Origin of the sequence: Bacillus sp. KICET-3 (assembly GCF_033261025.1) — a bacterium.
In the GTDB taxonomy this organism is placed as follows: Bacteria; Bacillota; Bacilli; order Bacillales; family Bacillaceae; genus Bacillus; species Bacillus sonorensis.
In genome coordinates this window covers 4,145,006-4,161,653 of sequence record NZ_CP137345.1, presented here as the reverse complement: position 1 = coordinate 4,161,653, position 16,648 = coordinate 4,145,006, and the positions used below count along the sequence as shown (strand labels likewise).

Sequence of the window (16,648 nt, the reverse complement as noted above, 5' to 3'; positions counted from 1 at the left end):
ATGAAAAATAGGCGATTTTAAAAAGGAGATACGGCCTATTTATTTCCGGCAGGCCTTCTTTTACGATGTTTGTGGACTTGTTCTATAACGAACAATCCGATCATCATAACAAACACGGAAAGGAATGTGAGAAGGATGAAAAAGGGTTTTGCATTATTGTCCACGTTCACGATGCTTTTGTCTTTGGCGCCGGCAGCTTTTGCGGCTGAAGACGCCGGCAAAGAAGATGTCAATGTTGCGGTTGTGCTGGATGCAAGCGGAAGCATGGCGCAAAAAATCGATGGGGAAAAGAAATTCGACATTGCCAAAGAGTCAGTTAACGATTTTGCTGACCTGCTTTCAAGTAATGCAAATGTCATGCTGAATGTGTTCGGACATAAAGGAAACAATAAATTATCAGGAAAAGCGGAATCATGCGGTACAACGGAAACGGTTTATGATCTGCAGCCGTTCTCTACAGGCGCATTTCAAGCTTCTTTGAGCGGAATCAAGCCTACAGGCTGGTCTCCGATTGCCAAATCACTTTACGATGTGAAAGATCAACTGTCTGATAAGGACGGCAAAAATTACGTCTATATCGTGACTGACGGTGAGGAAACGTGCGGGGGAGACCCTGTTCAGGCAGCGAAAGACCTTCGCCAATCCAACATTAAAACGATCATCAATATCGTTGGTTTAGACGTGAAAACGACTAAAGAAAAAGCCAAACTTCAAAAAGTGGCGAAAGCCGGAGGCGGCCAACTGATTGAGGCTGATACACCATCAGAATTTAAAGAAGTATGGAAAGAAGAAGGCGTAAAACTGTCTAAGTAAATCCATGCGGAAGAGGGGCGGCATTTGAAGCCGTCCCGTTTTCATGCGTCCATTGTTTACTCCGTTGTCATCTCGAGTTCTTCAATCCGTTTTTCAACGTAGCGCTGATCTTTTCTGGAGTGAAACGTCTCCGCCTTTTCGATGATGGCCTCTGTGTTGTATTCGGGAATTTTTGCATGGCTTTCATACACGCCTTGAGGGATCAGCACATTTCCCTCAGGCCAATAGACCGCGGCATTTCCCCGTTTCACATCTGCATATTTGGCGCGCCCCTGAAACGTTCCAAACCGGTTGAACAAAACGATCGCTTCTCCATTTTTAATATAAAGCTCTTCAGCATCTTTCCGGTTGATCATGATATCATAGCGTTCCGCGTTATTAAACGGATCCTTATCGCTGTAAATCATGGAGTTGAACTGTTTTCCGCGCCTTGTCGTTACAAGGAAGCGCCCTTCCGTCCGTCTGTTTTCGGGAAGATCGGCAGGAATCAGGTTTCCGCGGCCGTCTGCCGTCGGAAAAACGCCGCCTTCGCAAAGCCAGGCCCCTCCCCATTGAAAGACATCTCCACGGTTTTTTAGATGCTGAATGCCGTCATAGTTCCGGTTGGCTTCGGCGATTTCTTTGCGGATCTCCGCCGCGCTTGAAAAATGGATTCGTTCTTTGTCTTCCGGCCGGACGCGTTTGGCGAGATCGACATATATATCCCACTCCGGGCGGGCTTCTCCGATCCGCGGCCCTTTAATTTCAGGACTGAAGTAGACCATCCGCTCTGTGCTCGTCGAAGTGCCGCCGCCGGGCTGTTCATACCTCGTCATCGCCGGCAGGACAATGACTTCTTCTTTTGCATCGAGAAGTGTTGATGTGTTGAACATAATATCCTGGTGAACCCTGAGTTCGACTTCGGACAGCGCCTTCTCGATAAAAGCAGGATTCGGCATCGTTTCGAGAAAGTTGCCGCCGCTTGTGTAAAATGCTTTGACTTTTTTCGGATGGCCATCGGGAAGGAGCATGTTTTCAATGGTCTGGCCGATTGTATCCCCCTGCCATCTCGGAATCTCAAAGCCCCAAATCTTCTCGATCCGCGCCGCATGTTCCTCATCAAAATCACCGCCGGGCAATGCGAAGGGGTCCGCTCCCATTTCTCCTGAGCCCTGAACGCCACTGTGGCCCCTGATCGGCATGACACCGCAATGTTTTCTTCCGATAAAGCCCTGAAGGAGGGCGAGATTGGCAACCTGTGAAATATTGTCGGTCGCAAAACGGTGCTGTGTAAGCCCCATGCTCCAGACAAAAACGCCGGTTTTCGCGTTTGCCAGCAATAAAGCGAATTCTTTCATGCTCTCTTTTGATAAACCGGAGGACGCCTCAAGCGCCTCCCATGTCTGTTTTGAAATATGCCGCTTCAGCTCAGTGAAGCCGTTTGTGTTTGCTTCAATAAAGGATCGGTCCAGCGCCGAACCGGGCGTCTGCTCCTCCATGTCAAACCAGTGCTTTATCACCCCGTTCATAAATGCGATGTCCCCGCCGATATTGACCTGATACACATCATCAACGATCTTTGTGCCGAATAGGGCGCTATCTGGTATTGAGGGAATCCAGTAGTTTTCCATGGCGGGCTCTCGATAAGGATTGATCATGATGATTTTTGTTCCCGCTTTTTTTGCGGCATACATATATTTGGTGGATACAGGCTGATTATTGGCGGCGACAGACCCCCAGAACACGAGGACGTCCGTGCCGATCCAATCTTGGTAACTGCAGCTGGAAGCGCCGATTCCAAGAGACCTTTTTAAAGCTGTTTTGCTTGGCGAATGGCAGATCCGGGATGCATTGTCGATGTTGTTTGTGCCGAGAAACCGGGCCGCCTTAGCGGCAGTATAATACACTTCATTCGTAATACCGCGGGCGGTCAAATAAAAGGCGAGCTGTCTTTTATCGATCGATTTGATTTTTTTCGCAATCCGATTAAGCGCTTCATCCCACGATATTCTCGTAAATGAGGCTTCTCCTTTTCTTCGTGATAATGGATAAGGGATGCGGCCCAATGTTCGAAGTTCGCTGCTGTCAAGGCGCCTTAGTTTTTGAATGTCGGCAAACAGCCATTGATCTTCAATCGCCGGCATTGTGTTTAATCGCAGAACATTCAGCCGGGTCGTGCATAAATGAGGGCCTGTCAGCGTCTGATCGCGCAAGCCTGAGACGCCGAGGGCACAGCCGTCGCAAACGCCTTGGGTTAAAATTCTGTAGGCGTACGGAAGGCTGTCTTTATTATCCCAGGCGGCCTTCAGCGTATCTCTGATATGCTTTGGTTTTACCTTGCCGAGGCCCATCGGCGCCAGGGAGGCCCAGAGCTTCGGCGCCGGTTTTTTGTCTAATTTAATCGGTCCTCCATGCTTTGTTTTTCCCATTTTCTCCACTCCTTTTCAGCAGAAAAAATATTGCCTTCCGGTTTTCATCCTTTTATTGAATGGGACAAGAGAATGTCCGCTTTTTTTCTCAATTGCTTCATATCGGCCCTCTTGAAACCCGATAGGAGCAGGCCGATTCCGAACAGTCCGGCGAAAACCGTCAGACTCTGACCGTAGCCTCCTGTCACATCACGAATCCATGAAGAAAACATCGGTCCGGCGAGTCCGGCCGCTGCCCAGGCGGTTAATATGTAGCCGTGGATCGCACCGAGCTCCCTTGTTCCGAACAAATCGCCGATATAGGCCGGGATTGTGGCAAATCCTCCTCCATAACATGTATAGATCAGCGCCATAAAAATAGAAAACATAATGTGATCTCTCATAAACGGCAAAAGCGGAAAAGCGATGAGCTGTACGGCAAAAAAGATGGTATACGTATTCGGGCGCCCGATATAATCTGATACCGAAGCCCAGCCGATGCGTCCGAAGCCGTTAAATGCGCCTAAAACGCCGACAAGAACGGCTGCGCCGGCGGCTGACATCCCTGCGCTTTCCTGCGCAAGCGGGGAAGCAATCGAGATGATCGCGATTCCGCATGTGACATTGATAAAGAGCATCAGCCACAGGTAGTAAAATCGTTTTGTTTTCACCGCCTCATTTGCCGTCAGCTGGGATAAATCAGAGTTCTGCATTCTTCGGGTTTTTTCAGGAGAAAGTCTTTTTGGCTGCCAGCCTTTTTCGGGCGGAGACAAATAAAGGGAAGAGCACATCATGATCAAAAAATAGCAGATGCCGAGGATAAAGAAGGTATTGGCGATGCCGGCGGCGTTGATGAGCAACTGCATAACCGGACCGCTGATCAAGGCTGCAAAACCAAATCCCATAATGGCAAGCCCCGTGGCCAGGCCGCGGCGGTCGGGAAACCATTTGACGAGCGAGGAAACAGGCGTGATATAGCCGACACCAAGACCGATGCCGCCAAAAACACCGTAAAACAAATAAAGCAATGGAAGCGAGCCGAGCTGGACCGCAGCTCCCGAAAACGTCACACCGACTCCAAAAAAACAAGCGGCAAGCATTCCGGCTTTTCTCGGTCCATGTTTTTCTACGAAATGCCCCAAAAAAGCGGCTGACAATCCAAGACATAAAATCGCGATGCTGAACGTCAGGCTGATTTGGCTCAGGCTCCAGCCGAATTTGTCGGCAAGCGGATTTGTAAAGACGCTCCATGCGTATACCGAACCGATTGACAAATGAATGCCGACGGCACATAAAGCAATAAGCCATCTGTTTTTCGCTTTTTTCATGTTTCATCCTCCTAAGGAAGTGAAAGACCGCTGCAAGAGGGGGACGGAGGGAATTGGTGCGGATAATAATGATAGCGCTTTCAAAAATAGTATCATATTTTCCGGCTATCAACAAGATTGAATTCCCAAATTTAGCCGTCTGCAGGTTGTGAAATATGATGATATACGAGTATAGTAATAGGAGAAAGGGGCGGGGTACCAATGAACAAAAACATCACAACAAGCCGCAATATTTTCCGTTATGATAATGGAGAGCTGACACAGCAAGTGGATCAAATGGCGACAGAATACCCCCTGACTGTGATGGTAAATGGCGAGGAATTTGTCACACTTGTTTGTTCGCCGGACAGCCTGGAAGAACTTGTGATTGGATTTCTTGCTTCTGAAGGGGTTATCCGATTTAAAAAAGAGATTAAAAGGTTTACAATAGATGAAAGTCTTGGTTTCGCATATATTGATCTTGTCAGCCCAAACAAGCTGCGGCTTCAAGATTACACGAAACGCGTCATCGGTTCCTGCTGCGGCAAAGGCCGGCATTTTTATTTCCGGCAGGATGTCAAAACGGCAAAAACGGCGCTTCATACCGTGAAGATTAAGCCGGAGAACTGTTTGGCGCTCATGCAGGATATGCAGAAAAACAGCAAGCTTTTTCAGCATACGGGCGGCGTCCACAATGCCGCTCTATGCAGCGCCGAAAAAGTGCTGGTGACGCGGTCTGATATCGGGAGGCACAACGCGCTGGATAAATTGTACGGATATTGTTTATTACATCAGATTCCGGTTCATGACAAATTGATCGTATTCAGCGGCAGAATTTCTTCTGAAGTCCTGCTGAAGGCTGCGAAAATCGGCGTATCCGCGGTCATTTCCAAATCGGCTCCGACCGAGCTCGCCATTCAAATGGCGGAGGAACTGAATATCATGACGATCGGGTTTGCAAGAAACCGGTCATTCAACGTATACACCCACCACGAGCGAATACAGCTATCTTAAGGAGGCCAACGCGCATGACCGCACAGAACGAACATATATTGGATCAAAAAGGCCGGCCGCTTCGGGATTTGCGAATCTCGGTCACCGACCGCTGCAATTTAAGGTGCACATATTGCATGCCTGCCGAAATTTTTGGACCGGATTATCCATTTTTGCCAAAGGGAGAGCTTCTTTCTTTTGAAGAGCTTGAACGTTTGGCGAGTCTTTTTGTCACGGTGTTCGGTGTTGAAAAAATCCGTCTCACGGGCGGAGAGCCGCTGATGAGAAAAGATATGCCCGAATTGGTCGGCAAACTGGCCCGGATTCCGGGGCTCCGCGACATCGCAATGACGACAAACGGCGTGCTCTTGCCGGTTTACGCGGAAAAATTGAAAAAAGCCGGCTTAAAACGAGTTACCGTCAGTCTGGATTCGCTTGATGACGACCGCTTTAAAGCGATAAACGGAAGAGGGATCTCCGTCCATAAGGTGCTTGGCGGAATCGAAGCGGCCCAGCAGGCCGGACTCGGCATCAAAATCAATATGGTCGTCCAAAAAGGGGTTAATGAAAAAGACATTTTGCCAATGGCCCGTTATTTTAAAGAAAGAGGCCATATTTTGCGGTTTATCGAGTTTATGGATGTCGGCAACACAAATGAATGGAAGCGGAATGCCGTTGTCACTAAGGCTGACATCATCAGCCATCTCAACAAGCACATGCCGATTGAACCGATCGATCCGAATTATAAGGGGGAAGTGGCAAAAAGGTACCGCTACCGTGATGGTTCGGGAGAGGTCGGCTTTATTTCTTCCGTATCCGATGCTTTTTGCGGAACCTGCAACAGAGCGAGGCTGTCTGCAAAAGGAGAGCTCTTCACATGTCTTTTCGCTTCAAGCGGATTTGATCTCAGATCGCTGGTCAGAAGCTGCCAGTCTGATGAAGAACTCGTTCAGGCGATCAGCACGGTGTGGAGAAACCGGTCTGACCAGTATTCGCTTGACAGGGCGCTGTCAAAAGCGGCGCCGAGGAAAAAGGTTGAAATGTCTTATATCGGCGGATAGATCATGTTCCGATATGAAAGAGGCCCAAACAATAGGTTGGGGAAACCATTCTCGGTGGGAAAGACAAAGCAGGCCTCCACATTTTGTCAAAAAAAAGGCGGCTATTACATTCGGATGCTTGTCAGGAATCCGGGCAAACCGGCCTATCACGATCATAGGATTGACATGATAACAGGAGACGTCATTGATATTCGCATTCTCCTGGGCGCCGGTTTACAGCACCATAACGAAACGTATTCTGGCAGTCATGAATAAATTTGCAATCAGCAGTTACATCGGAGTTACGGGAGCTAAAAGGCGACAAAAAGAAATCGGTCAATAAAATGGGGCAAAGCTGTTTGAAGTCCTATTCCCTTTCTGGCAATATGGACACTCGTATGCTTGCCGGTGCCGGGGATTTGAATGCCGATATTGCCACATTGACGATAAGAAATATATCAGGAATATCTCAAGTTGATTTGTCTTCCCGGAAGTAAACAGAGTTTGCTTCCTTTTTTCATTTGGAAGCGGCGGCAGCTGACACATTCATATGTTTTAAAAGGAGCGCAGGAGGAAATGTCTTTTAAAACATTCCAAGTGAAGCAGAAAGGGTGATTGGATGTTCGGGCTCGAGGATATCACAAAATTTTTTTGGTCTTTTTTGCTCGTCTTCCCCGCAGTATCTATCCTCCATGTCTTGGGCCACAGCTTTATGGCGCTCGTTTTCGGGGGCAAAGCTTCCCTTGAGATCGGCATGGGCAAAAGACTGGTGAAAATAGGGCCCGTTCAGATCAGGAGCATTTATTTTATGGATTCGTTTTGCAATTATGGAGAATTAAAATATGACAACCGGGTTTCAAACGCGCTGATTTATGCGGGGGGATCCATCTTTAATTTAGCATCCATTTTTATCGTGAATACGCTGATAGTGAAAGACATATTGTCGGAAAACATTTTTTTATACCAGTTCGTTTATTTTTCGACCTATTATGTGTTTTTTGCGCTTATTCCGGTGCGTTATTCCGATAATCACCTTTCTGACGGGATGGCAATCTACAAGGTGCTGAGGTACGGGGAAAAGTATAAAATCAACAATTGAACATCCGGGATTCATTCATTCTCGCCGTTTGCAGGGGAGCGGGTTATCCGCTCATCCGGACGCAGGCGGCGCCCCGTCTCTGAATTGCTGTACGGCTTCGGTAAATGCATCCAAAGAATCACATCCCGCATCATAACGAAATGCTTCCTGTTCCCCGTTGTTCATCACTATGATATGCTCGCCCCCAAAAAACCGCCCTTTCCCAATGCGGAAAGATGAAATGGCGGGATAAGGCATGTCGAGATAGAATGGTGCTCCGAAAAGAGAAGAATAAAAGAGCAGCCGTTTTCCGGTTGCGGCAAGCAGGCCTCTATACGGTGAATAGTTTACTGATATTTTTGCATTATAGGTGCAGGAAATGGCCGCTTTCACCTCTTCATCCGGTTCGAGCCGGCTTTCAATGGCCGCTTTTCCCTCAGCGATGTCCTTCATCAAACACACTCCTTTCAACATATGGTACGAGCCCGAACGAAAAAAGTTTCGCGAACCTCCGGATCTTTTCGTGAAATAAAGTTCCCGGTCCGGTGAAAAATAAAGTATAGTAAAAGAGTTGACAAAAAGACGTCCTGTAACTAAAATAATTACAACGGTGGTGAAAGCATATGGTAAACAGCCGTCTTGCTGTTGCGATTCATATTCTATCTCTAATCGCGTCAAATCCGCGGGAGCAAGTGTCTTCAGACATAATTGCAGGAAGCGTCAATACGAATCCGGTTGTGATCAGACGCATGATCAGCATGCTGAAAAAAGCGGGCATCCTGACGTCGCGGCCCGGTGTCGCCGGTGCAAGTCTGAAAAGGGATCCTGCAGACATTTCTCTGCTGGATATTTATCGGGCAGTTCAAAGTCAGGAAGAGCTATTTGCAATCCATGAAAAGCCGAATCCGGACTGTCCGGTTGGAAAACGGATTCAATCCACGCTGGATGAAACCTTTCACAGCGTACAGAAGGCAATGGAAAATGAATTGGCCAGCAAATCGCTTAAAGACATATTATCTCATCTCTTTTAAACAAGAGATGATTTTTCACCGCCAACATGTAACTTTATTTGTTACAAAACGAAAATGGAGGTTATGAACATGAAAATCGGAATTATCGGAGCCAGCGGCAAAGCAGGCAGACTGATTGTAAAGGAAGCGGCAGAAAGGGGGCACGAAGTAACGGCGATTGTCAGAAATGCATCCAAAGTCTCCGGCAGCGGTGCGGCCGTTATTGAAAAAGACGTATTCGAGCTTCAGCCTGAGGATGTAAAAGGGCTTGATGTCGTGGTCAACGCGTTTGGCGCGGCGCCGGGACAGGAGCATCTTCATGTTGAAGCGGGAAGAAAGCTGATCGAGTTGTTCCAGCAGGTTCCGGAAACAAGATTAATTGTTGTCGGAGGGGCGGGAAGCCTTTATGTTGATGAGGAAAAAACAGCTCAGCTGTACAACACGCCTGATTTCCCTAAAGAGTACTTGCCGACGGCAAAAAATCAGGGGCAGAACTTGGAGGATCTGAAAAAATCAAGCGGTTTGACATGGACGTTCATCAGCCCGGCGGCGTTTTTCAATCCTGAAGGAAAACGTACGGGAGCCTATAAAAAAGGACAAGAAAACGTGATCGTCAATGCGGCGGGAGAAAGCTATATCAGCTATGCAGATTACGCCATTGCGGTTGTGGACGAAGCTGAGAGTGGCGAGCATATCAATGAACGGTTTACGGTTGTGGGCGAAGCTCAATAAACGTCAAAAGGCCTTTTACGGGGAAGCTTCCCGAAAAAGGCCTTTTTGACACCCTATTCGTAGTAATAATGAGTTTCGCTTAAACCGGCTGCCATCCCAATGAAAAAGAAAATCATAAAGAGAATGATTCCCAATAGGACAAGCACAACATTCGCCACCAAATAATACACTTGCCATTTTATAAATTTCGCGTAGTTTTCCATTAGAAGTTCGTGCGGTTCTTCTGCTAGTTCTTTATTCATCTGTGCAGCCGCGCTGGCTGATTTTAATAAATAAATGCCTGAAAAAATCAAAAGTACTCCAGGCACGGCTCCTATCAAAAATACCGGCAGTCCGCAGAGCGCAGTGAAGGCCCCCGTAATGATAGTAAAAATTGCGGCTATTTTCCCCCATTTTGAAACGGTATTGAGAGAATTCCTCAGCCTTTCAGTCATCATCATATATGTCACGCCTTCCAGAAGGTAATATAAATTCCTATTTATTTATACACTACAATAGAGTATTTTTGAATAAAAATGATATATTTTAAGAATTGGAAGCGTTTTTTAGAGGGAATCGTGCAAGGTTGCGGGTTTCCGGTGTGTTATAGTAGTCGGTAGACATACGTTTATATGAATACACCCCGTTCGCTGGTAGTTTTGGTTTTTGCGCCCTGCCGATTGTACCATGCAAGGGTGTGTTTTTGTATGAATCTGACATTCGTTGTTTTTTTAGAAAGGCGGTTTTTTCTATGAAATCCTCTTACTTTTATCGTCTCTTGCAAATTGATCATATAAAAAAAACCGGGGACCTTCCAAATGAACAGCAGCTTGCCGATTCGTTCGTCTTTATTTTTCATATGAAGGGGGAGGGAAGGGTCGAGATTAAAGCGGAAAGCAGACCGCTGCAAAAAGAAACGCTCTATATTTGCCCTCCTTATGAAACATTCGGGATTACGGCCTCCTGTTATGAAATCAGCGTGTATCTCGTCCGGATGCACGCGTATGTATACGAAGAAGGCCGGCAAACGCTTGAACCTGACACAAACCCCGGCCTCTTCTCCGACCTTCAGATGATGAACGTCCATTCCGTCGGGAATCTGGCCGCACGTCTTCAGGAGCTTTCGTCATTATGGCCGGCTTCCTCCGCGCTTCAGGAAATGAAATGCCAGATTGAACTGCAGCAGCTTCTGTACGAGATCTGCTCGGCAAAGCTGTTTCATCCGGAGGATACCTCATCAGCCATTGCCAGAACGAAAGCATATATTGAGGACCATTCGGATGCTCACATCACGCTTGATCAGCTTGCACACATGGCCGGAATCAGTGCCAAGCATTATAGCGAAACCTTCAAAAAACTGTATGGACAAAGCGTAACAGAGTTCATAACCGAAACACGGATGACAAAAGCGAAGCAGCTGATGGCCAAGGCCAGCTACAAGCTGAGGGAAATCGCCAGCCAAACAGGCTATCAGGATGAATTTTATTTCAGCCGGACATTTAAAAAGCATACCGGTTTGTCGCCGACCGTTTACATGAGGAAAAGGCGCAGAAAGCTTGCCGTCTACGGCCAAAACACGCTTGGGCAGCTTATTCCGCTGCACTTGATTCCATATGCGGCTTCGCTGCATCCGAAATGGACGTCCTATTACTACAAACAGTATGCCGCTGATATCCCGGTTCACCTCAGCGCCTACCGCTTTGATGAGCCATGGGAAGAAAATCTGCGCATCTTGTCCCAATCTGCTCCTGAACTGATTATCAGCATGGACAGCATTTCGCAAAAAGAACGGGAGCGTTTAAATGGGATCGCAGATGTCGTCTATCTGCCTTCACAGGAAGACTGGAGGACGCATTTCATGCTGACCGCCTCCCATGTGGAAGAAGAAGCGGAAGCCCGCAAATGGCTCACGTCCTATAAGCGGCAGACGGAGTCGGCAAAAAAAGCGCTTCAGCCGGTCTGCGGACAGTACAGTTTTTTGTTTTTGCGCCTGCATAAGCACGAATTTTATCTCGCCCATAATCGCTCTGTCCGGGATGTTTTCTTTGGAGACTTAGGTTTTGAGTCTGCCGTTTCTTTGAATGAACCGACAGATCAGGCGGTTTCATTGGAAAGCATCGCGGCTTATCAGCCGGATTGCATCATGATTTTCATTTACAAAGAACCCGAAACGATCGCATTTTATCAAGAGCTTCAGCAAACGGCCGCCTGGCAGGATCTAAAGGCCGTGCGTGAACAGCGGGTTTATCAAATCCAGTCAGATCCTTGGCGTGAATACACCGCCTGCAGCCATGAACGGACCATTCGGCAGACCGTTCAGCTCCTGTCCGGAAAAAATCCATTTTAATTGCCGGATATTGTCCATGGTGTTATCAAAGAGGCTTACCTATAATTTTAATTGATAATTATTATCAATTAAATCAGGGGGTTACAATAGATGAAAAAAGTCTCTATATGTCTATTTATTCTGCTTCTGGCTTTAACAGCAGCAGGATGCGGAAACCAAAAAGAAGCGGCTGGCAACACTGCCAAAAGCGGAAGCAGCTCAGCAGAGAAGAGTATTGAATATCTCGGCCATACATACAAGGTAAAAGCCCCGGCTGAAAAGATCGTCATTACCGGAAGCGTTGAATCAATGGAAGACGCAAAGCTTCTTGATGTTCATCCTGTCGGTGCGATTTCCTTTTCCGGAAAATTCCCGGAATTATTCAAGAGCATCACCGATAAAGCAACAGCTGTTGGCGAAAAAACACAGCCGAATTTGGAAAAAATCCTTCAGCTTAAGCCTGACGTCATTTTAGCATCAACAAAGTTTCCTGAAAAAACGGTGAAAAAGCTTGATAACATCGCGCCTACGATTCCTGTGTCCCACGTCTCTTCCCACTGGAAAGACAACTTGAATCTGCTGGCTGAACTGACGGGAAAAGAAGATCAAGCAAAGAAAATCATTTCAGACTATGAAACAGATCTGAAAGAAGCAAAAGCCAAATTTGAAAAAACCGCAAAAGATACAAAAGCGCTGGTCATCAGAATCAGACAGGGAAATGTGTTCATTTATCCTAAAGACGTATTTTTCAATTCAACGTTATACGGTGAGCTGGGTTACACCGCACCAAATGAAGTGAAAGCGGCTAAAACCCAGGAGCTGATTTCATTGGAGAAATTGAGTGAAATGAATCCGGACTACATGTTTGTCCAATTCTCCGACGATGAGAATGCAGATAAGCCGAATGCGTTGAAAGATCTAGAGAAAAATCCGATTTGGAAAAGCATCTCGGCGGTTCAAAAAGATCATGTATTCGTCAATGCTGTCGATCCGCTTGCACAGGGAGGAACAGCATGGAGCAAAGTACAATTCTTGAAAGCGGCGACGGAAAAATTGACACAAGACTAAACAGAAAAGGTATTTCTTTATGCACTCAAAGCGAATGACACGTATCATTATAATCACTGCTCCGTTTGCCGTTGTATTGTCCGTTTTTCTCTCCGTCTGCATCGGAGCAAAGCAGCTTGATTGGGAGACTGTGTATACGGCGCTTCTGCATTTTGACCCGGAAAACACAGACCACCAGATTATCTGGCATTCCCGGCTACCGCGCGCGGCTGGCGCCCTCTTGATCGGAGCGGCGCTCGCCGCTTCGGGGGCGCTTATGCAAGGAATTACCCGCAACTATTTGGCTTCACCGTCGATTATGGGAGTTTCTGATGGTTCGGCATTTATCATTACGCTTTTGATGGTATTGATTCCGCATTCATCGGCTCTTGAGATGATGGGGTATTCGTTTCTCGGATCCGCTGTCGGTGTAGGGCTTGTTTTCGGCCTTGCATCGGTGATTCCAAACGGCTTTATGCCCGTTCAGCTCGCGATCATCGGCACGGTTACAAGCATGCTGCTCAGCAGCCTGTCAGCGGCGATGTCGGTCTATTTTCAAATTTCCCAGGATCTCAGCTTTTGGTACAGCGCGAGACTGCACCAATTGAACCCGGATCTTCTGACATACGCGGTCCCTTTTTTCATGCTCGGGATAATCCTTGCTATTTCTCTCAGCAAAAAAGTGACCGCTTTATCATTGGGGGAAGATATTTCTGAAAGTCTCGGACAGAAGAAGAAAGCCGTCAAGTTCCTGGCGATGGCGGCGGTGGTCTTGCTTACGGGCAGTTCCGTCGCCTTGGCGGGTAAAATCGCCTTCGTCGGGCTGGTCGTTCCGCACATCACCCGTTTTCTCGTCGGGGCGGACTACAGCCGGCTGATTCCCTGTTCCTGCATCATCGGCGGCGTTTTTCTGACATTGGCTGATCTTGCAAGCCGGCTGATCAATTATCCGTTTGAGACACCGATTGAAGTCGTCACCTCCATCATCGGCGTTCCTTTCTTTCTCTACTTGATTAAAAGAAAAGGAGGGGAACAGCATGCCTAAAAAACTAGCAGTCATCTACACCGTGTTGATTGTCCTGATTCTTGCGGTGTGTTATGCCAGCATCACGATGGGGGCGTTCTCGATTGATGATCCTTCGGAACTGTTTTCCACCCTTTTTCAAATCAATCCGAATGAGCAGTACAGCATTCTCCTGTTTGATTTAAGGCTCCCAAGGATCGTAACCGCCGGGCTGGTCGGTCTTGGGCTTGGAATTGCCGGCGCCGTGATTCAGGCGGTGACAAGAAACGGACTGGCTGATCCGGGAATATTGGGAATTAACGCGGGAGCCGGAGCCGCAATCGTCGGCTATATGCTGATATTTCAAGGGCAGACGGAAACAGCGAATCTCCTGGCAGCGATGGGGATGCCCTTTTTCGGCCTGATCGGAGGGCTTTTGGCAGCCGCGTTCATTTTTATGTTTGCCTGGCACGGGGGAAACCTTGATTCCGGCAGGATCATTCTTGTGGGGATCGCTATTAATTCGGGCTTCAGTGCCGTGTCTTTGTATTTGTCATTGAAAATGAATCCGAACGATTATGAAATGGCGATGGTCTGGAAAAACGGGAGCATCGGCTCGGCCAACTGGGCGTATATTCAAGCCGCCCTGCCGTGGTTTTTGCTGCTGATTCCGTTTCTTCTCGCCAAGAGCCGTCTTCTTGATACCATTCGTTTTCACGAAGATACCGTGAAGAGCCTCGGGGTCTCTTCCAATCTTGAAAAAGCGGTGCTGCTCATCGCCTGTGTCGGAATTATCAGCGCCTGTGTATCGATATCCGGGAGCATGAGTTTTGTGGGCTTGATCGCTCCGCATATTTCTCGAAGACTCGCAGGAGTGCTGCATCGCTATTCATTGCCGCTCAGCGGTTTAATCGGGATGTTTCTTGTGCTGTGCGCCGATTTTGCCGGGAAATTGCTGTTTCAGCCGTCAGAGGTTCCCGCGGGAATCCTCCTTGCCATTTTCGGTGTGCCTTATTTCTTGTACTTGCTTTTCAAACAAAAAAAGGCGGTTCAGTAGCCGGCCTGTTTTAACAATCAAAGAAGAGGGGGAAGGCGGATGGTTGATAAACAACATAGTGGGGCAGCCAACGCCGCTGACTGTCCCCCGGTCGCCATACCGGGGACTGAACAGCGACTCATGCAGTCGCCTTTTGGGGAACGAAAATACCGGATTTTCATTGCCAATCCGCTTGGAGAGCCGCCTCCATCGGGATTTCCGGTGATCTATCTGCTTGATGCCAACTCGGTGTTCGGCACGATGGTCGAGGCCATGCGGATGCAGTCGCGCCGTCCGGAGAAGACGGGAGTAGTTCCTGCCGTCATCGTCGGCATCGGCTATGAGACGGACGCTCCGTTTGACCCGGGGCGGTACTACGATTTTACATTGCCGGTGCCACCGGCTGAACTGCCTGAACGGCCCGATGGGAGGGACTGGCCCGAATCCGGCGGTGCGGAGGCTTTTCTGACATTCATTGAAGAAAGGCTAAAGCCCGAGATCGAACGTGATTTTAAGATAGACAAGAATAGGCAGGCGATTTTCGGACACTCCCTTGGCGGGCTTTTTGTCCTCCAGGTCCTGTTTACAAAGCCTGCTTTATTTCGGACATACATCGCCGGCAGCCCGTCGATTCATTGGAATCAGTCATTTTTTGATCAAGAGCGTGACTTTGTATCACGTTTGCAGGAGGCTGGTGTTAAGGTTGATGTATTGCTTGGAGCTGGAGAACTGGAGAAAAGCCATAAAAGCCGCATGAACGATCGTGCGGAACAACTGGCTGAGCGCTTATCGGCTCTGGAAAGCTGCGGAGTGCGCACGGAGTTCAATGAATTTAAGGGAGAGGGCCATATATCGGTTTTGCCGGTCTTAATCAGCAGGGCGCTGCGTTTTGCGCTAAGTCCTGATAGATGAGAAGCGGGGGATTTTCCGCCCCTGCTTTTATAAAAAAATAATCAAATTGATCAATATACCTGAAAAAGCTGCGGACAATGACAGAAAACGATTTGACCGCTAGCATTTATTGGTATATTATATTTTTTAGTGATAATGATAATCATTATCAATTAGGCTGTTTTGAACTAATCGAGATTCGGTCCAAAGTCCCGAGGAAAGGAAATGATCACAGATGAAAGGCAAGGTTGCTTTAGTGACAGGGGCTTCGCAAGGAATTGGCGAAGCGGTGGCAAGGGCGCTTGCGGAAAGCGGTGCGTCAGTTGCCGCAATCGATCAAAATGAGGAAGGGCTTCATTCGCTCGTCGAAGATGTGAAAAAACAAGGCCTGCAAGCCGGGGCTTTTGCCGCAGATGTCGGTGACAGCGCATCAGTTGACAAGACCGTTGACCGGATTGAACGCGAAGTCGGTCCGATAGATATGCTGGTCAATGTAGCCGGAGTTCTTAGAACCGGTTTGATCACATCATTCAGTGATGCAGATTGGGAGAAGACGTTCAGCGTCAATGCTACAGGAGTTTTTAACGTATCTCGTTCAGTTGCCGGACGTATGATCACACGCAAGGAAGGCGCCATCGTGACCGTAGGCTCCAATGCCGCCGCGGTTCCCCGGATGCAGATGGCTGCTTATGCCGCTTCAAAGGCGGCGGCATTGATGTTTACGAAATGCCTTGGTCTCGAGCTGGCCCAGTATAATATTCGCTGCAATATTGTATCGCCCGGATCGACGGATACGCCTATGCAGCGGTCAATGTGGTCAGACCAGAACGGGGCTCAAGCTGCCATTGCCGGATCATTGGAAACATTCAAAACTGGAATTCCGCTCGGCCGTTTGGCATTGCCGGCGGATATCGCAGAAGCAGTTCTATTTTTGCTGTCCGAGCGTGCCCGCCATATTACGATGCATGACCTTCGCGTTGATGGCGGCGCTACCTTGGGAGTCTGA

At 48.0% G+C, this 16,648-nt stretch carries 17 protein-coding genes; 13 read left to right on the top strand and 4 right to left on the bottom strand.

The features are described from left to right. The first annotated feature begins 135 nt into the window (after nt 1-135). Nucleotides 136-813, top strand: a complete 678-nt coding sequence (locus tag R5H20_RS21265) for a VWA domain-containing protein (protein ID WP_006639400.1) — start codon at nt 136-138, stop codon at nt 811-813. 56 nt (nt 814-869) lie between these two features. On the opposite strand, the gene R5H20_RS21260 is transcribed toward R5H20_RS21265, so the two are convergent. Next, on the bottom strand, nt 870-3,221 hold the full coding sequence (locus R5H20_RS21260; protein WP_006639399.1) for an FdhF/YdeP family oxidoreductase: 2,352 nt from the start codon (nt 3,219-3,221) through the stop codon (nt 870-872). 44 nt (nt 3,222-3,265) lie between these two features. Then, nucleotides 3,266-4,528 (bottom strand): L-lactate MFS transporter, encoded by a 1,263-nt coding sequence (locus tag R5H20_RS21255; protein WP_006639398.1) that lies wholly within the window; start codon nt 4,526-4,528, stop codon nt 3,266-3,268. Nucleotides 4,529-4,729: 201 nt separating this feature from the next. Here R5H20_RS21255 and fdhD point away from each other — a divergent pair, with 201 nt between their 5' ends. The 4 genes from fdhD to R5H20_RS21235 all read left to right on the top strand — a co-directional run bounded on the left by fdhD (nt 4,730) and on the right by R5H20_RS21235 (nt 7,639). Next, on the top strand, nt 4,730-5,521 hold the full coding sequence (gene fdhD, locus R5H20_RS21250) for a formate dehydrogenase accessory sulfurtransferase FdhD (RefSeq protein WP_006639397.1): 792 nt from the start codon (nt 4,730-4,732) through the stop codon (nt 5,519-5,521). Nucleotides 5,522-5,535: 14 nt separating this feature from the next. Then, nucleotides 5,536-6,561, top strand: a complete 1,026-nt coding sequence (gene moaA, locus R5H20_RS21245; RefSeq protein ID WP_006639396.1) for a GTP 3',8-cyclase MoaA — start codon at nt 5,536-5,538, stop codon at nt 6,559-6,561. A gap of 54 nt (nt 6,562-6,615) precedes the next feature. Then, nucleotides 6,616-6,816 carry a hypothetical protein gene (locus R5H20_RS21240; protein WP_006639395.1) on the top strand — a complete coding sequence of 67 codons (201 nt, stop codon included), beginning with the start codon at nt 6,616-6,618 and terminating at the stop codon, nt 6,814-6,816. A 343-nt stretch (nt 6,817-7,159) separates the two neighbouring features. Then, nucleotides 7,160-7,639 carry a hypothetical protein gene (locus tag R5H20_RS21235; protein ID WP_006639394.1) on the top strand — a complete coding sequence of 160 codons (480 nt, stop codon included), beginning with the start codon at nt 7,160-7,162 and terminating at the stop codon, nt 7,637-7,639. A gap of 51 nt (nt 7,640-7,690) precedes the next feature. On the opposite strand, the gene R5H20_RS21230 is transcribed toward R5H20_RS21235, so the two are convergent. Beyond that, a complete protein-coding gene (locus R5H20_RS21230; protein WP_006639393.1) occupies nt 7,691-8,071 on the bottom strand; it encodes a GRAM domain-containing protein in 381 nt (126 codons plus the stop codon). Between the two features lie 170 nt (nt 8,072-8,241). Between R5H20_RS21230 and R5H20_RS21225 the strand changes: the two genes are divergently transcribed. Beyond that, a complete protein-coding gene (locus tag R5H20_RS21225) occupies nt 8,242-8,649 on the top strand; it encodes an Rrf2 family transcriptional regulator (protein WP_006639392.1) in 408 nt (135 codons plus the stop codon). A 69-nt stretch (nt 8,650-8,718) separates the two neighbouring features. Then, nucleotides 8,719-9,360, top strand: coding sequence for an NAD(P)-dependent oxidoreductase (locus R5H20_RS21220; protein ID WP_006639391.1), 642 nt, complete (start codon nt 8,719-8,721; stop codon nt 9,358-9,360). A 53-nt stretch (nt 9,361-9,413) separates the two neighbouring features. Here R5H20_RS21220 and R5H20_RS21215 read toward each other — a convergent pair whose 3' ends face one another. Further along, complete coding sequence (locus R5H20_RS21215; RefSeq protein WP_006639390.1) at nt 9,414-9,800, bottom strand: DUF5362 family protein; 387 nt, start codon at nt 9,798-9,800, stop codon at nt 9,414-9,416. 290 nt (nt 9,801-10,090) lie between these two features. Between R5H20_RS21215 and R5H20_RS21210 the strand changes: the two genes are divergently transcribed. The 6 genes from R5H20_RS21210 to R5H20_RS21185 all read left to right on the top strand — a co-directional run bounded on the left by R5H20_RS21210 (nt 10,091) and on the right by R5H20_RS21185 (nt 16,648). Then, on the top strand, nt 10,091-11,686 hold the full coding sequence (locus tag R5H20_RS21210; protein ID WP_006639389.1) for a bacillibactin transport transcriptional regulator Btr: 1,596 nt from the start codon (nt 10,091-10,093) through the stop codon (nt 11,684-11,686). 90 nt (nt 11,687-11,776) lie between these two features. Then, the gene (locus R5H20_RS21205) at nt 11,777-12,733 is read left to right on the top strand and encodes an iron-hydroxamate ABC transporter substrate-binding protein (protein ID WP_006639388.1); all 957 of its coding nucleotides are present in this window, start codon (nt 11,777-11,779) and stop codon (nt 12,731-12,733) included. Between the two features lie 19 nt (nt 12,734-12,752). After that, the gene (locus R5H20_RS21200) at nt 12,753-13,757 is read left to right on the top strand and encodes a FecCD family ABC transporter permease (RefSeq protein WP_006639387.1); all 1,005 of its coding nucleotides are present in this window, start codon (nt 12,753-12,755) and stop codon (nt 13,755-13,757) included. After that, the gene (locus tag R5H20_RS21195; RefSeq protein ID WP_006639386.1) at nt 13,750-14,772 is read left to right on the top strand and encodes a FecCD family ABC transporter permease; all 1,023 of its coding nucleotides are present in this window, start codon (nt 13,750-13,752) and stop codon (nt 14,770-14,772) included. Before R5H20_RS21200 ends, R5H20_RS21195 begins: the two co-directional genes overlap by 8 nt. A gap of 39 nt (nt 14,773-14,811) precedes the next feature. Continuing rightward, a complete protein-coding gene (locus tag R5H20_RS21190; protein ID WP_006639385.1) occupies nt 14,812-15,663 on the top strand; it encodes an alpha/beta hydrolase in 852 nt (283 codons plus the stop codon). Nucleotides 15,664-15,877: 214 nt separating this feature from the next. Then, nucleotides 15,878-16,648, top strand: coding sequence for a 2,3-dihydro-2,3-dihydroxybenzoate dehydrogenase (locus R5H20_RS21185; RefSeq protein WP_006639384.1), 771 nt, complete (start codon nt 15,878-15,880; stop codon nt 16,646-16,648).

Bases quoted from the DNA above. Each gene is read 5' to 3' on its own strand.
- R5H20_RS21215 (WP_006639390.1), bottom strand. From the start codon at position 9,800: ATGATGATGACTGAAAGGCTGAGGAATTCTCTCAATACCGTTTCAAAA.
- R5H20_RS21210 (WP_006639389.1), top strand. From the start codon at position 10,091: ATGAAATCCTCTTACTTTTATCGTCTCTTGCAAATTGATCATATAAAA.
- R5H20_RS21225 (WP_006639392.1), top strand. From the start codon at position 8,242: ATGGTAAACAGCCGTCTTGCTGTTGCGATTCATATTCTATCTCTAATC.
- moaA (WP_006639396.1), top strand. From the start codon at position 5,536: ATGACCGCACAGAACGAACATATATTGGATCAAAAAGGCCGGCCGCTT.
- R5H20_RS21185 (WP_006639384.1), top strand. From the start codon at position 15,878: ATGAAAGGCAAGGTTGCTTTAGTGACAGGGGCTTCGCAAGGAATTGGC.
- R5H20_RS21220 (WP_006639391.1), top strand. From the start codon at position 8,719: ATGAAAATCGGAATTATCGGAGCCAGCGGCAAAGCAGGCAGACTGATT.
- R5H20_RS21195 (WP_006639386.1), top strand. From the start codon at position 13,750: ATGCCTAAAAAACTAGCAGTCATCTACACCGTGTTGATTGTCCTGATT.
- R5H20_RS21260 (WP_006639399.1), bottom strand. From the start codon at position 3,221: ATGGGAAAAACAAAGCATGGAGGACCGATTAAATTAGACAAAAAACCG.
- R5H20_RS21230 (WP_006639393.1), bottom strand. From the start codon at position 8,071: ATGAAGGACATCGCTGAGGGAAAAGCGGCCATTGAAAGCCGGCTCGAA.
- R5H20_RS21200 (WP_006639387.1), top strand. From the start codon at position 12,753: ATGCACTCAAAGCGAATGACACGTATCATTATAATCACTGCTCCGTTT.
- R5H20_RS21205 (WP_006639388.1), top strand. From the start codon at position 11,777: ATGAAAAAAGTCTCTATATGTCTATTTATTCTGCTTCTGGCTTTAACA.
- R5H20_RS21255 (WP_006639398.1), bottom strand. From the start codon at position 4,528: ATGAAAAAAGCGAAAAACAGATGGCTTATTGCTTTATGTGCCGTCGGC.
- R5H20_RS21265 (WP_006639400.1), top strand. From the start codon at position 136: ATGAAAAAGGGTTTTGCATTATTGTCCACGTTCACGATGCTTTTGTCT.
- fdhD (WP_006639397.1), top strand. From the start codon at position 4,730: ATGAACAAAAACATCACAACAAGCCGCAATATTTTCCGTTATGATAAT.
- R5H20_RS21235 (WP_006639394.1), top strand. From the start codon at position 7,160: ATGTTCGGGCTCGAGGATATCACAAAATTTTTTTGGTCTTTTTTGCTC.
- R5H20_RS21190 (WP_006639385.1), top strand. From the start codon at position 14,812: ATGGTTGATAAACAACATAGTGGGGCAGCCAACGCCGCTGACTGTCCC.